This is a genomic window from Paraburkholderia fungorum, assembly GCF_900099835.1.
GTDB classification, from domain to species: Bacteria; Pseudomonadota; Gammaproteobacteria; order Burkholderiales; family Burkholderiaceae; genus Paraburkholderia; species Paraburkholderia fungorum_A.
Genome location: NZ_FNKP01000002.1, coordinates 584,085 through 602,076, shown reverse-complemented (window position 1 = coordinate 602,076; position 17,992 = coordinate 584,085). Strand labels below are relative to the sequence as shown.

Here is a 17,992-nt window from a genome sequence, read left to right as displayed (position 1 = left end):
GAGTGAGCGCCTTGGCGCTTACTCGGCCCCATGAAAACTGTTGCTGCTCACTCGGTAGTGCAACGGCTGTCGATTCCGGCAACTTCATCTGACCCAAGTAGATACATACCGTATGTGATATATCACACTCAAGCAAGGCCGAATTCACGTCGCATGACTGCTCCTGATTCGACAAAAAACCTTATCTGGCAAGGCTTTATGCCAAAAACTGAGCCAACTCAAACCCGACAAGGGAAACCACCCACTTCTTGCACGCACCCTGATCGCTGTTGATATATCACATACCTTATTTTTAAGAGCGTCAAGGAAGGGTTTATCCCGAAGCCTCGTGCGGCACCGCGCCAAAGAAAGAACCAAAACAAAAAGGCCCGCAGTGTTTTCACACTGCGGGCCTCTCCAGATTTTGCTACTGCGCTTACGCGCTCACATCGGCATCCAACCTCAATCCAGAAAATCGCAATTCGCTTCGACAAACGCCGCGAGATCCAGCGAGTGCTGGCGCGTCAGACGCTCGGCGAGTTCCGTATCCCGCTTTTCCAGCGCTTCGATAATCCGCAGATGATCGACGATCGAGCGCGACGCGCGATCGCTCTGCGAGATCGTCATGCGCCGAATCGCCCGCACGTGGATGAAGATGTTCTTGATCGTATCGAGGATGATCTGCGACTTCGACAACTCGACGATCGCCTGGTGGAACGCGATGTTGGCGTCCGAATATTCGGCAATATGCTCGGCCGGCGTCGCGTCGCGGAAATTGTCGAACATGTGCCGCAAACGGGCGATTTCCTCGTCGGTAGCGTGCAGCGTGGCGAGTCGCGCCGCCATGCTTTCGAGCGCCGCCCACATCTGGATCATCTCGACAATTTCACGCTTGCTTTTGCGCACGATGTAAATGCCGCGCCGCGGCACCATCCGCAAAAAACCTTCCTGTTCGAGCAAGGTCATCGCCTCGCGCACCGGCGTTCGGCTCACGCCGAGCGACTCGCTCAGCACGCGCTCGTCGAGCCGGATTTCTTCGCGGTTCTGGTAGATATCCGCATCGGCAATCGCCTGGCGGAGCATCGCATACGCCTGATCGCGCAAGCTCGCGCTCGCGCCGATGGGCTGCAACGACAAGGTCAGCGGAGTAGCCACTGCTTCAGTTTGAAGTTCTGACGACATTCATCGCCTCTGGTTGGACATGCGCGCAAACCGGCACTGCGGACATTGCGTGCGCTGCACCTGCCCCGCCAGCTTGCTCACCCAGGCCAATAAAACGGCCATGTTGCGACGCAAGTTGCGCGACCGATTGCGGAATCCAGTCGGTCAACAAAACGGTGGCGGCAGCGCCTAAACCCACAACAGCAACGGCGAACAGCGCAAGAGGCACAAACTCCATTTGCAACTCCAGACGATTAAGTGAGCGAACCACTCAATCATATGCTGCAACGCCGCATTTTTCAATATTCCGTATGTAGTATATCAACGAAAATGTTGTTTTCAGGATGCAGTCTCACGTTAGCACGGTGCGAGCACGACGGGTTCGCCGCTTCGAACAAAGCAAAGATGCTTGGTGTATACGCGCAAAACGCGCGCTATGCGCGCACTTCCGTGCGATGATCGCGCAATTTCATTCGAATGCGGATTGTGATATCCGCGTTGCGTCATTAATCTTCGGGACATCCGGCATGGATCGACTGCGGCCCCGAGCTTGGCCTTACGCCCGCCTGACTGCGCCGCCCGATCCCACCCTGCCGCCCAAGTTTCAAGGAGACCTGCGTCATGAGCACCACCATCCCGACGGCCACAATGGCCGATAACCGCGCCACGCGCAGCCAGGCACGCAAAGCGGCACTCGGCAGCTTCGTCGGCGCCGTGGTCGACTGGTACGACTTCCTGCTGTACGGCATCGTCGCGGCGCTGGTCTTCAACGCCGAATTCTTCCCGAAGGTCAGCCCGGCCATGGGCACGCTGGCGGCGTTCGCCACCTTCGGCGTCGGCTTCCTGTTCCGCCCGCTCGGCGGCTTCGTGTTCGGCCACTATGGCGACCGCCTCGGCCGCAAACGCATGCTGGTATTGACCGTGATGATGATGGGCCTGTCCACGGCGGCAATCGGACTGTTGCCGGCCTTCTCCACCATCGGCTGGTGGGCGCCCGTTCTGCTCGTGACGTTGCGTGCGATCCAGGGCTTCGCCGTCGGCGGCGAATGGGGCGGCGCAGCGCTGATGGCGGTCGAAAGCGCGCCGGAGAAGAAGAAAGCGTTCTACAGCAGCGGCGTGCAGGTCGGCTACGGCGTGGGCCTCGTGCTGTCGACCGGATTGGTGGCGATCATCAGCCGCTCGATGGATAACGAGTCGTTCCTCAGCTGGGGCTGGCGTCTGCCGTTCCTGTTCAGCGTCGTGCTCGTGCTGATCGCGCTGTGGATCCGCTCGAGCATGGAAGAGTCGAAGGAGTTCGTCGAAAAGGTCGGCAAAAAGGGCGAGCGCAGTGTCCGTCTGCCGATCGTCGAAGCGCTGTTGCGTCATCCGAAAGCGTTCCTGCTGATCATCGCGCTGCGTCTGGCCGAATTGTTCACGATGTATATCGTCACCGCATTCGCGCTTAACTACTCGACCGCGAACCTGCACATGCCGCGCGAGTTCTTCCTCACGATCGGCCTGCTGGTCGGCGCGTTGAGCTGCGTGACGATTCCCTGCTTTGCACTGCTCGCGGACCGCTTCGGCCGCCGCCGTGTGTACATCATCGGCGCGGTGATCGGCATGTTGAGCGCGGTGCCGTTCTTCCTCGCACTCGACGCACGCTCGACGGTGTGGATCGTCGTCTTCGCGGTGATGCTCGCGAACGTCGCGCACGACATGGTGGTCAGCGTGCAACAGCCGATGTTCACCGAACTGTTCGGCACCGAGTATCGCTATAGCGGCGCGGGCGTGGGCTATCAGGTGGCGAGCGTGGTGGGCGGCGGTTTCACGCCGTTTATCGCGGTGGCGCTGGTCAGCTTTGCGGGCGGCTCGTGGCATCCGGTAGCGGCCTATCTCGCGATTGGCTGCGCGATCTCGGTAGCGGTCGCGGCAAAAATGAAAACGGGCCGCGGCACCGCCTGAATCTCGCGGAGCAACAAGGCCGAACGGGCCGGCGAGTGGCGAAGAAGCCACCGCCGGCCCGTTTTGTTTTTTGCGCTGCATTTTGCTTTGCCAAGGTCTGATTACCACTGAATTTCACACGTCACCGCGCACGACCCCTTACGGCCTCCATTCGTCCGATTACAATCGCGCCTCCATCGGGTGAACGCCTTATGCTTTGCTATCTCATATTGCAAAGGCGAAGTTCACCCCATATCGTTCGACCAGGCGGGTTTCTTGGCGACATGAACCCGCTAAACATGAAAATTCATTTCATATTTTGACGATACGGGAATCAGCGGACTTTTCAGCGCGACGCCTCAAGCATCGCGTGTGAACGCCGATAACAAATACTTCGTCAACGGAGACAGACCATGAGCAGCATCACCGAGCCAGGCGGGGCGTCCGGCTCTACCCCATTCTTTTCCAAGCAGGCCACCGTCGCGAAACCGGGTTTTTCGCGCTGGATGGTGCCGCCCGCCGCCCTCGCCGTTCACCTGTGTATCGGCCAGGCCTACGCGTTCTCCGTGTTCAACGGTCCGCTGACCAAGGTGATTGGCATCACGCAATCCACCGCCGACGACTGGTCGCTGACCTCGCTCGGCTGGATCTTTTCGCTGGCGATCGTTTTCCTCGGTTTGTCGGCGGCTTTTGCGGGTAAATGGCTCGAACGTGTCGGCCCGCGCCGCACGATGTTCACCGCCGCGTGCTGCTTCGGCGGCGGCTTCCTGGTGGCCGCGCTCGGCGTGCAGTTGCATCAGATCGCACTGCTTTATCTCGGCTACGGCGTGATCGGCGGAATCGGGCTTGGGCTCGGTTATGTGTCGCCGGTTTCAACGCTGATCCGCTGGTTCCCGGATCGTCGCGGCATGGCGACCGGCATGGCGATCATGGGCTTCGGCGGCGGCGCGATGATTGCCGCACCGCTGTCGGTCGCGCTGATGAACCACTTCCGCAGCGCCACCAGCGTCGGCGTGGCGGAGACGTTCGTCGTGCTCGGCATCGCGTATTTCATCTCGATGTCGATCGGCGCACTCGCGATCCGCGTGCCGCCGGCGGACTGGAAGCCAGCCGGCTGGACGCCGCCCGCAACCAGCCAGAAGAAGATGATTTCGCGCAACCACGTTCATATCGACCAGGCACTGAAGACGCCGCAGTTCTATCTGATCTGGCTGGTGCTGTTCCTGAACGTGACGGCCGGCATCGGCATTCTCGGCCAGGCCTCGGTGATGATCCAGGAAAGCTTCAAGAACACGGTATCGGCGGCGGCTGCCGCAGGTTTCGTGGGGCTGCTGTCGCTGTTCAACATGGGCGGCCGTTTCGTGTGGGCGTCGGCGTCGGACTGGATCGGCCGCAAGAACACGTACTTCATTTTCTTCGCGCTCGGCGCGGTGCTGTACTACCTGGTGCCGGGCTTCGCGGCCTCCGGCCAGATCGCGCTGTTCGTGCTCGCGTACTGCGTGATCCTGACGATGTACGGCGGCGGTTTTGCCACGGTGCCCGCCTATCTCGCGGACATGTTCGGCACGGCATTCGTCGGCGGCATTCACGGGCGGCTGCTGACCGCGTGGGCCGCTGCGGGTGTCGCCGGTCCGGTGCTGGTGAACTACATTCGCGCATATGAAGTCGCGAACGGTGTCGCCAAAGCGGATGCGTACACGATGACCGTCCACATCATGGCGGCGCTGCTGGTGATCGGCTTTGTCTGCAATCTGCTGGTCAAGCGTGTGGACGAGAAGCACCACATGACTGACGAACAACTCGCCAAAGGCAACTAAGGAGATCCGCATGTCGACCCTTCACACTCCGCATCCGACCAGCAAGGCGAAGCTCGCGATCTTCTGGCTGTACGTGACACTTCCGCTCGCATGGGGCGTGGTTAACACGCTCATGCAGGCGATGAAGCTGTTCAAATAAGTTCGACTGCTTCGCCCGTCCGCTCGGGTAACGACAACCGGCAGCGAGTGCATGTTGCAACGTTCTGTTGCGATGCTTCGCTGCCGGTTTTCGCTTTTACGCATGCGAGAAGTTATGCGCGTAAGGCCATGCTCCGGCCGGCACGCGTGTAAAACATTGGTCTTCTGCTACCACTGGTACGCGGCGCCCGCCCCGACCGTCGTCGTTGCCGCGCTGATACCCGCGCCGATTTTCACCTTCAGGCTAGGCGTGACACGCGCCGAGAAACCCACGGCCACTGCCTGATATCCCTTATAACCAGCTGTTGCGACACCGATCGCCAGGTTTTTGCTCGCGTCGACTTCTGGAACCATGGTCAGCGCGATGGCCGACGCCGTGCCCGAATAAGCATTGCGCGCAATCTTGTCCATGCCGCCCTGGAACTGCTGCATGTTGACGGCGTCGGTAGGCGCCTGCCCTGCACCGACATTGGTGATGCGACGCTCGTTGCCCGACGAGCCTACCGAGACCGTGCCGGTCTGGTCGGCCACCGAACCCTCGCCGATCGCCACCGAATTCGGTGCGGATGCCTGCGCGCCGCCGCCAATCGCCACCGAACTGTTGCCAATCGCCTGTGCCGCGTTACCGGCGCTGTTGACCGACATATAAGCGTCGCCAGTGCCCTGGAAGTTCTGCACGGACTGGCTGATATTGGTGATCTGCTGGTTGGTTTGCCAGAGTTGCGCGCCGGTCACCGCATCGCTACTGGTGGCCGATACCTCGCCGGCCTGCAGGTTGGTCAGCGTGACCTTCGACGCGTCGGCCGAGGTGCCGCCGAGCGTGATCCTGTCGTGAGCGGCACTGTCGTACTGCACCGCGTTCGCGACCGATCCATTGATGCTGCCGACCGTCGTCTGCAAACTCGCAATGTCATTGCTGTTTTGCGACGTGCGGGTGTCCAGATTCGTGATTGCACTGCCGACGTTGTTCACCATCGTCCCGTCGACGCTATACGAAGGCGCGGTCACCGTGCCATCCGCCGCCACAGTCGAGCCGCCGCCGAGCGCCACCGCCGTGCTTGCCGCCTGCGCATACAGTTGCGAACCGTTGACCGCGTCGCTACTCGCGGCGCTAACCGCGCCCTGCGCGACGCCGCTGACAACCCGCTTACCCGCTGTGCCGGCCATGTTGACGAGCGAGCCGTCCATCGTTGCACCGACGTTGATCGCGCGCGTCACCGGGTCTTGCGTGACCACGCCGATGCCGCCGTTCGCCATGTTCTGCTGCAGCGTGCTGAGTCCGCTGTCGAGCGAGCCGAGCGCGTCGCCGACCGTGCTTTGCGTGCCGCGCTGCACGTGATACGTGGGAGCGGTGAACGAGCCGTCCGCGTTGATCTGCGCGCCGCCGCCCAGCGCGGCCGCCACCGGTTTAAGCTGGCTCAGGTTGACTGCAGACTCGTCTGTAGTGCCCGCCGCCACGCCCGTCAATTCACGCGCACCTGAAGTGCCGCTGAAATCGACGCGCGCACCATCGGTATCTTTCGCCACGCTGAGATCGCGCGACGCCTCGTCTTGCTGGACCAGCCCGATTTCTCCTTTAGTGATCTGGTTCGTGATGTTCGTCACGTCCCCTTCGATCGTGGTGGTCCGCGTGTCGAGGTTGTTGATGGTCGATGTGTTGTCGGTCACGCGCTGGTCGAGGTTGTTGATGCTCGACGTGTTGTCAGTCACGCGCTGGTCGAGGTTCGTGATGCTCGACGTGTTGTCAGTCACGCGCTGATCGAGGTTCGTGATGTTGCTCGTGTTCTCCTCGACAACCTGGTTGGTCGCGAACAGTTGACCGCCGTTCACCGCATCCGAGCTATCCGCTGCGAGATTGGCGGCGCCCACGTTGGCGATCCGGACCGGCGTGCCCGCGTTGCCCAACGTCACCACGTCATGCGCGGTCGAATCGTACTGAACGGAGTCGGTACTGGCCTGCACTCCCGCTGTGACCGCTGCCGCGAGCGCCGAGCCGACGTCGCTATAAGTCGCTGCGCCGATGGTGTAAGCCGGCGCGACCATCGCACCGTTCGTATCGATCGACGCGCCGCCGCCCAGCGCATTCGCCACGCGGGAAAGCTGGCCGACGTTGGCCGCGTCAGTGGCCTGCGTGCCGTCCGCGACCGACACGATCTGTCTGCTTTGCGTCGCGTTGCCCACCGCGACCACGTTGGCGCGATCCGCGACTGACCCGCTGCCGAGCGCGACCGAATTGGCTGCACTGACCGAGGAGTTCGATCCCAGTGACAGCGAGTTCGTGGCCGCCTGCGCGACAAACACGTTATAGCCAATCGCTACCGACCCGGCCGAGGTCGCGCTGGCAAAGCCGCCAATCGACATGCTGTTGAGCGCGCTCGAGCGGGCGTTGTAGCCGATCGCCACCGAGTTGTCGGACAGCACGCCCACCGTCGTTCCCGCGCCGATGGCGGTCGAGTGGATGGACAACGCGCCCGCACCCGAACCGATCGCCGTGGACGCGTCGCTCCCCGCAGCGGAACCTGCGCCGACAGCCACCGCATTGATACCCGTCGCCGCAGCGGTTGGGCCGATCGCCATTGCATTCAGCGCGCTCGACGCGCTGGTGCGGGTGCCCTGCACGACGTTTTCGCTGACGGAGATGTAGTCGGTCACGGAAGGAGCCGTGGCCGCGACCGCGGCAATTTGCGGTTGCGCCGCGACCTCCTGGGTGCTCGCGATTCCGCTCATGCTATTCGTCGCGGCCGTCGGACTGGTTGCATCCGCCGACGCGCTTTGCGCAAACGCCGTCAACACCTGTTCGACGCTGGGACAGTCCTGCGCCTGCGGCGCGCAGGTTTCGGCGCGAGCGGGTTGAGCCAGCGTCAGCGCGCTCAACAAACCGGCACTGGCTGCCATCAGCGTCCGGCACGCCAATGCGGCTTTCAGTCCACTTCGCTTTGCAAAAGTCGGTACAGCTTCGGCAATACGGGGCGCTTTAATAAGCACATTCTTATAGCTCTTACTCAACATGTCCTCTCATCCTTTTGCTCAGCTTATTAACCGAGACATTTCTTATGACATCCTAATAAATTGGATTAAACCAATGGGAAATTAGGAGCGCATTACGCTTTCGTTTGATTGAAAAAAACGCAATGCCAAGTGTGCCGTGAAGCAGGTCGCATCGAGAATACGACTACTCCTAAAAAAGCTACGGAACAACTTGATCAGGATAAAAGGCATAACACCACTCGGGCGAAATAGCTAAAATCAGCCGCTTTTCTTACCCAGAGTTGCATTAAACAAGCTGAAATTCGAATTAATTCCAGACTTCTAAAATGAGAAGCCAAGCAACAAGAAACAACCGGAATTCACCTTAAAAATACATAGAATAATTAAGACGAAATACCGCGAGGCCTAAGCCAAGACGGCAAAAAACCCCAATCACTCTTAACCGGACCAGAGCCCTTCAAGACTCACCGGCTTGCAGATGCATCGGAAAAGTAATCTCGAAGACCGTCCCCTCGCCTTCCTGTGAATCGAAGCGGATCTCCCCTTCGAGCACCCGGCACAACTCCTTGACGATCGCGAGACCCAGACCGGCGCCGGGGATATCGTCATCGGTAGCGCGTTCGAACTCCTTGAATACCCGCTCGCGGTCGGCCGCGCCGATTCCCACGCCGGTATCCGACACGCGCAGCCGCCAGCGATCGTTTTCCGTCGCGGTCATGGTCAGATCGACCTGCCCCGCGCGCGTGTATTTCGCGGCGTTGGTCAGCAGGTTGAGCGCGACCTGTTTGAGCTTCAGCCGGTTCGAGACGACCTCGGTCAGCGCGATGTCGAACGAGGTCTGCAGGCGCAGCCCCTTCGCCTCGATGGCGGGCTCGCACGAGATCGCCAACTCGTCGAACAGCTCGCGCAGCGCGAAACGTTCCAGCGCGAGCGGGCTGGTGTCGCCAAGTACGACTGAATATTCGACCAGTTCGTCCACCAGCGTTTTCATATCCGCGGCCTGGCGGTTTGCCAGTGCGAGCGCGGTCTCGGTTTTCGACGGCGCGCGGCTCATCAGTTGCAGCGCCATCGAAAACACATTGAGAAAGTTACGCAGATCGTGCACGACACTGCGCGTGATCTGCATCCGCGATTCGTGCAGTTCGCCGACCAACCGCTGCTTGAGCGTCAGTTCGTGATTGACCCGTTCGAGCCGCCCGGTGTAGTCGTCGATCTTGCGGTCGCGCTCGTTGACGACCTCGCGGATCGACGTCAGCGTGACGAAACTCACGGCCTCGTCGATGAAATGCCGTGCGCGCTCTTCGTGACGCCGCGTGAACGACGGCCGCGTTTCGCTGTATTCGACGATCGCGCCCGTCAGCATCTGCCGGAACAGGTCGAGTTCGCGCACCAGTTCGTCGATCCGGTAGCCCTGTTTCCAGCGCAATTTGCCGTGCAGCCGCGCGTCCCGTTCGATGGCGGTCTCGACATGATCGAGGTCCTGGTTTTCCAGCACGCTGCAAATCTCGTCGAGAATATTCGGGATGTGGTCGGCGAGTTGCTCGTAGGTGAGCCGGTCGGATTCGGTCAGATCGGCATCGTGAAAGACGGCCTTCATCCAGCGTTCGGTCAAATCGACCTGGTGCTGCCGCAGATGTGCGGCGAAGGCGGCGAGCGGAGAGAGAGGCGAGTCCGGCATGTAGGAGACCTGGTGCCGCGTGGCGGCCGCAAAAATGAATGTTTCGCGCCTTGGCCGGCGCGCGGCAACGGCAGCAGCCACGCTCGGGAGACACTCGAAAGACACTCAGGAGGCGCGTCCCGCGCGCTTCACGGGCCGCTCCTGCGCCTCCAGTATGCGCGATTTACGGAACGGAAATTAACCAGGGTTAGGACGCGCTGTTGCGTGTCCGCTGCGGCTCTGCGTTCAGATTTTTTCGAACAGCACTTCCTGCGCGCCTTCCCACAACACCTTGGTGCCGAGTTCGCGCAGCTTCTCGCGGCCTTCGACGATAGTCAGGAAATGGTTGCCCGCCAGTTGCCCCATCTTGCTCGCAAAGCAGCAGGAGCCGTACGCGAGAATGATCTCGGTCTCGCTGTAGCCGCCCGGGTAAAACAGAATGTCGCCGACCGACGGATGGCTCGTGTGATTCTCGAAGCTGACCGCGACGCCGTCGTTTTCCAGCTTGAAATCGCCGAGCGGCACCCAGCAGCCCTCGCCGCTCCATCGCACGTGAATGATCTTCTGGCGGTACGGCAGCAGCTTCATGAACGCGGCGACGGTGTCGGGCGCGTCGGGATGGGTTTCGGCAATGAATTCGTGGCCGCAGGACGTGATTCGGAGTCGGGTCATCGCAGAATTTCCAGGTGACGGGTTGAATGAGCTTGAATGGAACGGTCGGTCAAACGCGGCCTCGGCCAAGGCAGGTGGGCGTTATTCTGTCGCCCCGCGCAAGGGTCCAACAGATACGATTGCATTTCAGGCGGTCAGGCCAGTTAGACCGGCCGCAACCGCGCCGTCGAAAGCCGTTGGACGTGCTGGTCAAACAAATTCATGCCAGGTCTAACCACTCGCCGCCACGAAAGTTCGTAGTTTGCAAGCCACGCAATGCGCAGCAAACTGCGAAACGCGCGTGATTTGCTGACGCAGACGAACCGGCTGCGATGCCCGTACCCTTGCGACCCGGTCGCTCTGTTCGCCGGGCGTTCATCCTGCAAGCGGGTAGCCGATCAGCCAGTGGAATCACGTCATCGTCACGCCCGCACCGCGCGGAGAAGTGGCTGGTGCCCCCGAAACCCACCGCAATTGCAATCTGCAGCACGGTCTGACAGGTGGTCCGCAGCAGCCTCGCCGATTCTTCAAGCCGCAAACGCGTGACGAATTCGTGCGGCGCCTCGTTGGTCTCGCCGGTCTCAAGACGAAACAGGCGCGCGAAATGGATACTGCCCAGTCCGGCCAGTTTTTCACGGCCAGCGCAAGAACCCGAAAATGATAGCAAGGAACCGGCTACCGTAATTTCCGGAAATCGCTAATCATTCTGCTTGTCGTCTTTCATGCGTTTCGAACCCCGGAGCTACCGTTTCATGGAACACGAATGCGATACGCTGCCGCATTGGCTGACCGGCCCGCCGCAAGGCGAAGCCGGGCACGCATCGGCAGCCTGTAACCCTGCGGTGTCCGCCCAACCGGCCTACCCGGCCGGCACGCGGCAACCGGGGGCGTCAGCCCACGCGGCTGAAGCATCGGGCATCCCGGAAACCGCGACCCGCACCGCAGCGGGTGCGGGGGCGGCGCCCAAAGGCTTTCTCACGCTCTTCACCGAGGAGGAGATCGGCACGCCGTCGCCGGCTACACGGCGCAGTGCGCCGTTCATCAGTCCGCTTGGCCGGTTCAACAATGCGCAGGACCGCATCGACTTCGTGCGGCGGCGCATCAAACAGCTGGGTTTCGACTCGTTCAGCTATACGGCGACGCGCACGTCCGCGCATCACAAGACGATGTTCGTGCTCAGCAGCTACGAATCGCAGACCTGGCTCACGCGCTATTTCCGCGAGCGCTATTTCGAACTGGACCCGCGGGTGGCGCTGGCGTCGCCGACCGGCATGCCGTTGCTGTGGAATACCGCCGATTTGCGCGCCGACCTGCCGCGCGCGCAACTGCGCAGCGAACGGCTTGGCGGTTTGATCGACATGCTGGAGGCCACCGGCCGCAAAAGCGGGATTCTCACGCGAATGCCGCTGCCCGAGCCGGAACTGAGCGCGAGCCTGTGCTTCAACTCGGAGATCGGCAACCCGCGCTGGATGACGGAGTCGATCGTCGCCGAAACGCTGATGTTCGCGCACACGATCCACGAATTCATCTGGACGCATGCGAAAAGCGCGATCGGCATCGCGCCCGCCCAGCAGCAGCCCGTTGCGTTGAGCGAGTTGCAGCATGCGGTGTTGAAGGGGGTCGTACAGGGTCAGCGTGACAAGGAAATTGCGTATTTCCTCGGACTGTCGCCGCATAACGTCGACTATCACCTGCGTCGGTTGCGGCAGTTGTTCAACGTGCGCAATCGCGTGCAGTTGATCAATGTCGCGCAGGCTTATGTGTCGTAGTTCGAAGCGTGGATGACGTGACGGCGAAAGCCGTCACCTGCGCGGTGAGCGTGTCGGGCAGACTCAGTTCGACGGACATGAAAGCTGGCGGCTCAGTAGCAAAGGTCCCGGCCAGCTTCTCATGCCGCCTTCATGAATGCCGTCAGCTTTTCAAGCGATAACCCGTTCTGAAGATCCAGCCCACGATCAGCAGAAACACCGCGAGAAACAGCGCGGTCATCGCGAGGCTGATGCCGACGTTCACATCGGCGAGTCCGAAAAAGCTCCATCGAAAGCCGCTGACGAGATAAACGATCGGATTGAACAGCGTCACGACGCGCCAGAAATCGGGAAGCATGTTGACCGAGTAGAAGCTTCCACCGAGAAAGGTCAACGGTGTAATGATCAGCAGCGGCACGAGTTGCAGCTTCTCGAAACTATCCGCCCATATGCCGATGATGAACCCGAGCAGGCTGAAGGTCACCGCCGTGAGCACGAGAAAAAGCATCATCCAGAACGGATGCTGGATTTGCAGCGGCACGAACAACCCCGCCGTGGCAAGAATGATCAGCCCGAGCAGGATCGATTTGGTGGCGGCCGCGCCCACGTAACTCACGACGATCTCCAGATACGAGACCGGCGCAGACAGCAACTCGTAAATCGTGCCCGTGAAGCGCGGAAAGTAGATGCCGAACGACGCATTCGAAATGCTCTGCGACAGCAGCGACAACATGATCAGCCCCGGCACGATGAACGAGCCGTAACTGATGCCGTCCACTTCCTTGATGCGCGAGCCGATTGCCGCGCCGAACACGACGAAATAGAGCGACGTTGAAATCACCGGCGCGATGATGCTCTGCATCAACGTGCGCCAGGTGCGCGCCATCTCGAACTTGTAGATCGCGCGGATTGCGTGAATATTCATTGACCACCCCGGAGCAGACTGACGAAGATATCTTCAAGCGAACTCTGCGTGGTGTGCAGATCCTTGAAGCGGATGCCGGCGTCATCGAGCGCCTTCAGCAGCGCGATGATGTCGGTGCGGCCGCCCTCGCCTTCATACGTATAGATCAATTCGTTGCCGCCCTTCTCCAGACCCAGCGCATAACCGGCCAGCGACGGCGGCACCTGCGCGAGCGGGCTCTCGAGTTGCAGCGTCAACTGCTTCTTGCCGAGCTTGCGCATCAACTCGGTCTTTTCTTCGACCAGCATGATTTCGCCCGCACTGATCACGCCGATGCGGTCGGCCATCTGCTCCGCTTCGTCGATGTAGTGCGTGGTGAGGATGATCGTCACGCCGCTTTCGGCCAGCGAGCGCACCAGCTTCCACATATCGCGCCGCAATTCGACGTCGACGCCGGCGGTCGGTTCGTCGAGAAACAGCACGCGCGGTTCGTGCGACAGCGCCTTCGCGATCAGCACTCGCCGCTTCATGCCGCCCGACAGCGTGATGATCTTGCTGTCGCGCTTTTCCCACAACGACAGATCGCGCAAAACCTTCTCGATATACGCCGGATTCTTCGGCTTGCCGAATAGCCCACGGCTGAACGACACGGTCGCCCAGACGGTTTCGAACGAGTCGGTGGTTAGCTCCTGCGGCACGAGGCCGATCAGCGAGCGGGCACCGCGATAGTCGGTGGCGATGTTGCGGCCGTCCACCGTCACGCTGCCTTCGCTCGCGTTGACGATGCCGCAGATGATGCTGATGAGGGTCGTTTTGCCCGCGCCGTTCGGCCCGAGCAACGCAAAGATTTCTCCGGGGTTGATCGCCAGATTGATATTTTTTAGCGCATGAAAACCGCTGGCATAGGTTTTCGACAGGTTCTTGACCGAGACGATTGGCTGCATGGAGTCGACGATGGCAGACACCGTTGTTGGGTTGAAAAAGCTGGGTTGGAAAAAGCGCTGCAATCGCGCGAGCGCACCCGCAATGTAATGGAAAGTGGCAAAGCGTGCAGCGCTCCGATCTGCGCGCCCCGGGTGAACCCTGTGACGTGCCCGTGGACTCCTTGCCTCCGGCCGGAACTCGCAGCTTGACGGCTGAGGCACACCGCTTGCGGCAGTCCATGCATGCGAGCGACAGACGCTCGCGTGAAATCAATCCAATCGATGGAGGTGGACCATGAAACACGTTACGAAAGCGGTTCTGGCGTCGGCACTCGTGATGGCGCTGTCGGGCGGTGCGTATGCACAAGCAGCCGGAGCAGGTGCCGGTGGCGGCGCAGGCGGCGGTGCTGGAGGGAGTGCTGGCGCTGGAGTGGGCGGCAATGGCGTAGGTGCGGGCGGCGGCACGACGGGCGGCGCAGGCGGGACCGCATCGCCCGGTGTCGGCCCGAACACGATGCGCTCGCCGAATTCCTCGGGCTACGGCTCGCCGGGCGTGACCGGGACGGGCGGCGGCATGGGCACGGGCACTGGAGCCTCGCCGAATAGCCCGTCGATGAAGGGCTCCGGCGGCAACATGAGCAATGGCATGAACAACGGCACGGGCAATAACATGAACGGCAACACGGGCACGATGCAGAACGGACAGTGATCTCCGATTCGTCGTGTAGTGGAATTGAAGATCGGGAAGTTGCGGTTTGCAAGTTGATACGGGCGGCGCAGCCGGAAGTGGCGGCGCCGCCCTTTTTGTCGCGCTCTCAACTTTAGGGAGTCAATGCCGCCGCTGAACCAAGTCGAATTTCCAACCGCTGCGCACTTTTTTCAGGAAGACACGGCACTTCGTAGTGCGCTCGCAAAACCCACGGACTGTCTCACGGCTCCGCGCAAGTAAAGCTACCGGCAAGATTCACATTCCCCTTGCCCACATAGCGCGGAAACAGCGGATAACGGCACAACGGACGCGAGCGTCCATTGGTCGCCGCGGCGATATCGGTGGCCGTCAACGTTTCAGGCGCAACGCCGTGCGTCACCCAGTTATCGAGCGCGCCCAGCAGATCGACCGAAGGAATGAACACGCCGCCACCGTGCTGAAAACCCGGCACCATATAAAGCCGCATGAATCCATTCACCTGATCCGCGCCGAAGCGATCCATCAGCGCCTCGTAGTAGCCGATGGTCTGATTCGGGCTGATGACTTCGTCGGCGAGACCTTGCAATGTGATGAGCTTGCCGCCGCGCGCGATGTAGCGCGACAGGTCGGGATTCATCGCGCCGATCGTCTGCGACAGCGCGACCAGTTGCGCGCGATATTTGCCCGGCCGTTGCGGATCCAATTTGAGCGAATCGAAACGTGCATCGCGCGTGACGAAGTAGCGGACATAACCGTCACCTTGCGCGAACAGATAGCCGTTATCGAAAAACGTCGGCACCGGCAAGCGCCCGGGTTGATGCGCGAGCCCCAGCATTCCCGTCAGATGCGTGCCCTGAAAAATGTTGTAGCCGCGATAGCCGCCGACATCCCACGCGAGTTTGTACGGCAGGCTCAGACCGTCGCGCATCACGAGCAAGGTCGCGAGTTGCGGGTCCGTGAGGCATTCATCGGCTGAGGCTGAACCGGCAGTGCAACGCAGCGACTCGATGATGTCCGCTTCCTGCTTGCGGCAAGCCTCGACATTGCTGACGATGCCATCGGCTGCGCCATCGAGCCGGTCGCACACCGCAAGCGTTCGCTGATAAACATGCTCCAGCAACGGCGGCGGAATGAAGCCGCCAGGTGTGCCGTATTCGGCGTTGCCGAGTTTCACGCCGAGCAGCCTCACACCCGAAAAATTCAGCGCTGGCGAGTTAGCGATCACGCCGTCGTAGTCGTCGGGATAGCGCTGCATTACGGTGTAGCCTTCGCGGCCGCCGGTCGAGCCACCGGCGAAATACATCCGCTGCGGCGGCTTGCCGTACGCGCGCGCAATCAGTGCGAGCGCGACGTCGTGCGTTTTCTTCAGATGTGCGTAACCGAAATTCGTCACCGCCTCGTCGACCAGACCGAACACCGCGAGCGACGAATCGCCGACGTGCCCCGAGTCGTCGCCGAACGTCGCATAGCCTTGCGCGAGCGGCGCGCGGTTCGGCGAGAACGGCATCACACCCGTGCCGCTGACGACCACGCCGTTGTAACCCCCACCGCCAATCTGCAACGCGCGACCATTCCAGCGACGCGGCAGATTCAGATCGAAACGGATATCGGGCGTGGTCGCTTCGAGCGCCTTGATGCGGCCGGTTATGCGGCAATATTCGCCGCCCTGCTGGTTGCCCTGCGCGGTCGCGCCCACCATTGCTGCGGTTTCGATCTGCGCGCCCGCAGTCGGCAATCCGATGAGTTCAGCGGACACCGCCGCGCCGGCCAGGTCGGTGCAATGCATGGCGAGCGGTGTATCGCCAGACGCGGCGAAAGCGGGCTCAGCGAGCAGACACGAAGCCGTGCCAATACCGATCGACACGACAACGGGAGCGAACCAGGAGAACGCGCGGGCCATCCGAGCATTGGCTGTCAAACGTGGGCGGCGCCATCGCACCGTCATCCGGCACCCGCGCCGTTGTTGGCGGGCGCAGCCGCCTGCTGGCTTTTCCAGCCGCTCCAGCCGCGCGCGATCATCAGCACCGCGCCGATCGCGACCAGATCGCCGCCGAGTCCAACCAGCACGCCGCGAAAGCCATGAAACATGTGCGGCGTGGCGGTATCGACGATCAGCGAAACCAGCGTACCGGCGACGAAACAAACCAGCCCTGTGCGCCCGACCGTGACGACCGCAGGCAGCCGCTGCGCAAGCCACGCAATGCCACCCATACGCACCAACTGCGCGGCGAGCCAGGCAATGACGATGAAGTTGATCACGCGGTCCACGGAAAGGTTCTGTTTAAGCGTGCCGGGCAACGGTTGCGTCAGCACGAAAAGTTTGACGATTGCGAAGGTCAGCGCGGCGACGATTGCCGCACGCGTCAGCCAGCGCGCGGCGCGGCTCGTGTGAAAACTTTCGCTGACAGGCTGCACGCGGCACAGTACGCCGAATACGAACATCAGCTGCCACGCAAACGGATTAAAAGCCCAGTCGGACATATCGTCAATGCTGAATAACGAGGCTAGCGGACGCGCCAGCGCCCAGATCGCCACGCTCAATGCGAGCGCCAGCACCGACGCGCGGCGCGCGAGCGGCACCACGAACGGCACGCAGAGCGCGAATATCACGTACATGGGCAACACGCTCGACAGATACGGTTGACGCCGCAACACGGCGATGTCGAACGCCTGACGCAGCGGCTGGCCGGCGAACGGCGGCCAGCCGCTCAACTCGACCATCGGCGGGTTCAGATGCAACAGCGCAAGGAGCGCGCCCGACACGAGCGTCAGCACGGCCGTCAACAGATACGCGCGATAGATTTCCCAGCAGCGTCGGACGAAGCGCATCTTCGCCGCGCTCTCGCCACGGCCCGCGAGCACCGCCGTATAAGCCGCCGCCGACGCATAGCCGCCGAGGAACACGAACACTTCCGCGGAATCGCACATCGCGTACGCGTGCAACATCAGATGCGATAGCGTGCTGCCCGGAATATGGTCGAGCACGATCACGATCAGCACGAGGCCGCGAAAGAAATCCACTTCGATCGAACGTCCCCCAGCGGGACTTCCTCCGGTGCGAGCGTGACGGATTGCCATTCGATTCTCACTGATTGACGCGCGTTTGCGCTCACGCTGTGAATAGCGGCGACAAGGCGACGAGACGTCGACGCGCCGCTACTGTTCGTAGGAACACCATGAGAATAAATTGTTCCCATCACGTTTGCGCGCGAGGCCCTCGCGCGCTGACAACCGGCCTTTGGTTATGCGAGGTCGCATGGCAATCTGAAATTCAGTTGTCGGCGGGCGGTAATACTGAGTCGCAGCGTCTTCGGGTTTGCGGCAAGATTTGCGGCTTTAAATCGCGAAATGGGAATACAACCGGTCATTAACGGCGAAAAGAATTTCTGAACGTAACGCGCGATTTTTTTCGCTTTTT

The 17,992-nt window shown here is 61.2% G+C and carries 15 protein-coding genes; 5 read left to right on the top strand and 10 right to left on the bottom strand.

Features of this window, described 5'->3' with window-relative positions; all coding sequences use genetic code 11:
- Nucleotides 1–441: 441 nt before the first annotated feature.
- Nucleotides 442–1,161 carry a GntR family transcriptional regulator gene (locus BLS41_RS18725; protein WP_012427873.1) on the bottom strand — a complete coding sequence of 240 codons (720 nt, stop codon included), beginning with the start codon at nucleotides 1,159–1,161 and terminating at the stop codon, nucleotides 442–444.
- On the bottom strand, nucleotides 1,139–1,378 hold the full coding sequence (locus BLS41_RS18720; RefSeq protein WP_074767509.1) for a hypothetical protein: 240 nt from the start codon (nucleotides 1,376–1,378) through the stop codon (nucleotides 1,139–1,141). Before BLS41_RS18720 ends, BLS41_RS18725 begins: the two co-directional genes overlap by 23 nt.
- Nucleotides 1,379–1,761: 383 nt before the next feature.
- On the opposite strand from BLS41_RS18720, the gene shiA reads away from it, so the two are divergent.
- The 3 genes from shiA (at nucleotide 1,762) to BLS41_RS18705 (ending at nucleotide 5,016) form a co-directional block, all read left to right on the top strand.
- Nucleotides 1,762–3,081 carry a shikimate transporter gene (shiA, locus tag BLS41_RS18715; RefSeq protein WP_074767507.1) on the top strand — a complete coding sequence of 440 codons (1,320 nt, stop codon included), beginning with the start codon at nucleotides 1,762–1,764 and terminating at the stop codon, nucleotides 3,079–3,081.
- A gap of 392 nt (nucleotides 3,082–3,473) precedes the next feature.
- Nucleotides 3,474–4,877 carry an L-lactate MFS transporter gene (locus BLS41_RS18710; protein ID WP_074767505.1) on the top strand — a complete coding sequence of 468 codons (1,404 nt, stop codon included), beginning with the start codon at nucleotides 3,474–3,476 and terminating at the stop codon, nucleotides 4,875–4,877.
- Between the two features lie 10 nt (nucleotides 4,878–4,887).
- Entirely contained in the window at nucleotides 4,888–5,016 is a 129-nt protein-coding gene (locus BLS41_RS18705) for an MFS transporter small subunit (RefSeq protein ID WP_074767503.1), read from the top strand.
- A gap of 167 nt (nucleotides 5,017–5,183) precedes the next feature.
- On the opposite strand, the gene BLS41_RS18700 is transcribed toward BLS41_RS18705, so the two are convergent.
- The 4 genes from BLS41_RS18700 to BLS41_RS18685 form a co-directional block, all read right to left on the bottom strand.
- Entirely contained in the window at nucleotides 5,184–7,910 is a 2,727-nt protein-coding gene (locus tag BLS41_RS18700; RefSeq protein ID WP_253189710.1) for a YadA family autotransporter adhesin, read from the bottom strand.
- Between the two features lie 550 nt (nucleotides 7,911–8,460).
- Complete coding sequence (locus BLS41_RS18695; RefSeq protein WP_074767499.1) at nucleotides 8,461–9,681, bottom strand: sensor histidine kinase; 1,221 nt, start codon at nucleotides 9,679–9,681, stop codon at nucleotides 8,461–8,463.
- A gap of 225 nt (nucleotides 9,682–9,906) precedes the next feature.
- Nucleotides 9,907–10,332: a DUF3830 family protein gene (locus tag BLS41_RS18690; RefSeq protein WP_074767497.1), complete on the bottom strand. Its 426-nt coding sequence runs from the start codon at nucleotides 10,330–10,332 to the stop codon at nucleotides 9,907–9,909.
- A gap of 199 nt (nucleotides 10,333–10,531) precedes the next feature.
- Complete coding sequence (locus tag BLS41_RS18685; RefSeq protein ID WP_074767495.1) at nucleotides 10,532–10,978, bottom strand: helix-turn-helix domain-containing protein; 447 nt, start codon at nucleotides 10,976–10,978, stop codon at nucleotides 10,532–10,534.
- Between the two features lie 85 nt (nucleotides 10,979–11,063).
- On the opposite strand from BLS41_RS18685, the gene BLS41_RS18680 reads away from it, so the two are divergent.
- On the top strand, nucleotides 11,064–12,080 hold the full coding sequence (locus BLS41_RS18680; RefSeq protein ID WP_074771041.1) for a helix-turn-helix transcriptional regulator: 1,017 nt from the start codon (nucleotides 11,064–11,066) through the stop codon (nucleotides 12,078–12,080).
- 142 nt (nucleotides 12,081–12,222) lie between these two features.
- Here BLS41_RS18680 and BLS41_RS18675 read toward each other — a convergent pair whose 3' ends face one another.
- Together BLS41_RS18675 and BLS41_RS18670 are read right to left on the bottom strand one after the other, a co-directional pair.
- Nucleotides 12,223–12,984: an ABC transporter permease gene (locus BLS41_RS18675; protein WP_074767493.1), complete on the bottom strand. Its 762-nt coding sequence runs from the start codon at nucleotides 12,982–12,984 to the stop codon at nucleotides 12,223–12,225.
- Nucleotides 12,981–13,907, bottom strand: a complete 927-nt coding sequence (locus BLS41_RS18670; RefSeq protein ID WP_074767491.1) for an ABC transporter ATP-binding protein — start codon at nucleotides 13,905–13,907, stop codon at nucleotides 12,981–12,983. The genes BLS41_RS18675 and BLS41_RS18670 overlap by 4 nt, the downstream gene beginning before the upstream one ends.
- Before the next feature lie 274 nt (nucleotides 13,908–14,181).
- Here BLS41_RS18670 and BLS41_RS39385 point away from each other — a divergent pair, with 274 nt between their 5' ends.
- A complete protein-coding gene (locus tag BLS41_RS39385; RefSeq protein ID WP_074767489.1) occupies nucleotides 14,182–14,595 on the top strand; it encodes a hypothetical protein in 414 nt (137 codons plus the stop codon).
- Between the two features lie 220 nt (nucleotides 14,596–14,815).
- Here the strand turns inward: BLS41_RS39385 and BLS41_RS18660 are convergent, their stop codons facing one another.
- Together BLS41_RS18660 and BLS41_RS18655 are read right to left on the bottom strand one after the other, a co-directional pair.
- Nucleotides 14,816–16,519: a tannase/feruloyl esterase family alpha/beta hydrolase gene (locus BLS41_RS18660; RefSeq protein WP_074767488.1), complete on the bottom strand. Its 1,704-nt coding sequence runs from the start codon at nucleotides 16,517–16,519 to the stop codon at nucleotides 14,816–14,818.
- Nucleotides 16,516–17,652 carry an OpgC domain-containing protein gene (locus tag BLS41_RS18655; RefSeq protein WP_074767487.1) on the bottom strand — a complete coding sequence of 379 codons (1,137 nt, stop codon included), beginning with the start codon at nucleotides 17,650–17,652 and terminating at the stop codon, nucleotides 16,516–16,518. Before BLS41_RS18655 ends, BLS41_RS18660 begins: the two co-directional genes overlap by 4 nt.
- Nucleotides 17,653–17,992 lie beyond the last annotated feature (340 nt).

What these genes read in the sequence shown, in the direction of transcription:
- BLS41_RS18690 (WP_074767497.1), bottom strand. Translation starts at nt 10,332, where the DNA reads ATGACCCGACTCCGAATCACGTCCTGCGGCCACGAATTCATTGCCGAA.
- BLS41_RS18680 (WP_074771041.1), top strand. Translation starts at nt 11,064, where the DNA reads ATGGAACACGAATGCGATACGCTGCCGCATTGGCTGACCGGCCCGCCG.
- BLS41_RS18660 (WP_074767488.1), bottom strand. Translation starts at nt 16,519, where the DNA reads ATGACGGTGCGATGGCGCCGCCCACGTTTGACAGCCAATGCTCGGATG.
- BLS41_RS18670 (WP_074767491.1), bottom strand. Translation starts at nt 13,907, where the DNA reads ATGCAGCCAATCGTCTCGGTCAAGAACCTGTCGAAAACCTATGCCAGC.
- BLS41_RS18700 (WP_253189710.1), bottom strand. Translation starts at nt 7,910, where the DNA reads ATGGCAGCCAGTGCCGGTTTGTTGAGCGCGCTGACGCTGGCTCAACCC.
- BLS41_RS18655 (WP_074767487.1), bottom strand. Translation starts at nt 17,652, where the DNA reads ATGGCAATCCGTCACGCTCGCACCGGAGGAAGTCCCGCTGGGGGACGT.
- BLS41_RS18720 (WP_074767509.1), bottom strand. Translation starts at nt 1,378, where the DNA reads ATGGAGTTTGTGCCTCTTGCGCTGTTCGCCGTTGCTGTTGTGGGTTTA.
- BLS41_RS18675 (WP_074767493.1), bottom strand. Translation starts at nt 12,984, where the DNA reads ATGAATATTCACGCAATCCGCGCGATCTACAAGTTCGAGATGGCGCGC.
- shiA (WP_074767507.1), top strand. Translation starts at nt 1,762, where the DNA reads ATGAGCACCACCATCCCGACGGCCACAATGGCCGATAACCGCGCCACG.
- BLS41_RS18705 (WP_074767503.1), top strand. Translation starts at nt 4,888, where the DNA reads ATGTCGACCCTTCACACTCCGCATCCGACCAGCAAGGCGAAGCTCGCG.
- BLS41_RS18710 (WP_074767505.1), top strand. Translation starts at nt 3,474, where the DNA reads ATGAGCAGCATCACCGAGCCAGGCGGGGCGTCCGGCTCTACCCCATTC.
- BLS41_RS18725 (WP_012427873.1), bottom strand. Translation starts at nt 1,161, where the DNA reads ATGTCGTCAGAACTTCAAACTGAAGCAGTGGCTACTCCGCTGACCTTG.
- BLS41_RS39385 (WP_074767489.1), top strand. Translation starts at nt 14,182, where the DNA reads ATGAAACACGTTACGAAAGCGGTTCTGGCGTCGGCACTCGTGATGGCG.
- BLS41_RS18695 (WP_074767499.1), bottom strand. Translation starts at nt 9,681, where the DNA reads ATGCCGGACTCGCCTCTCTCTCCGCTCGCCGCCTTCGCCGCACATCTG.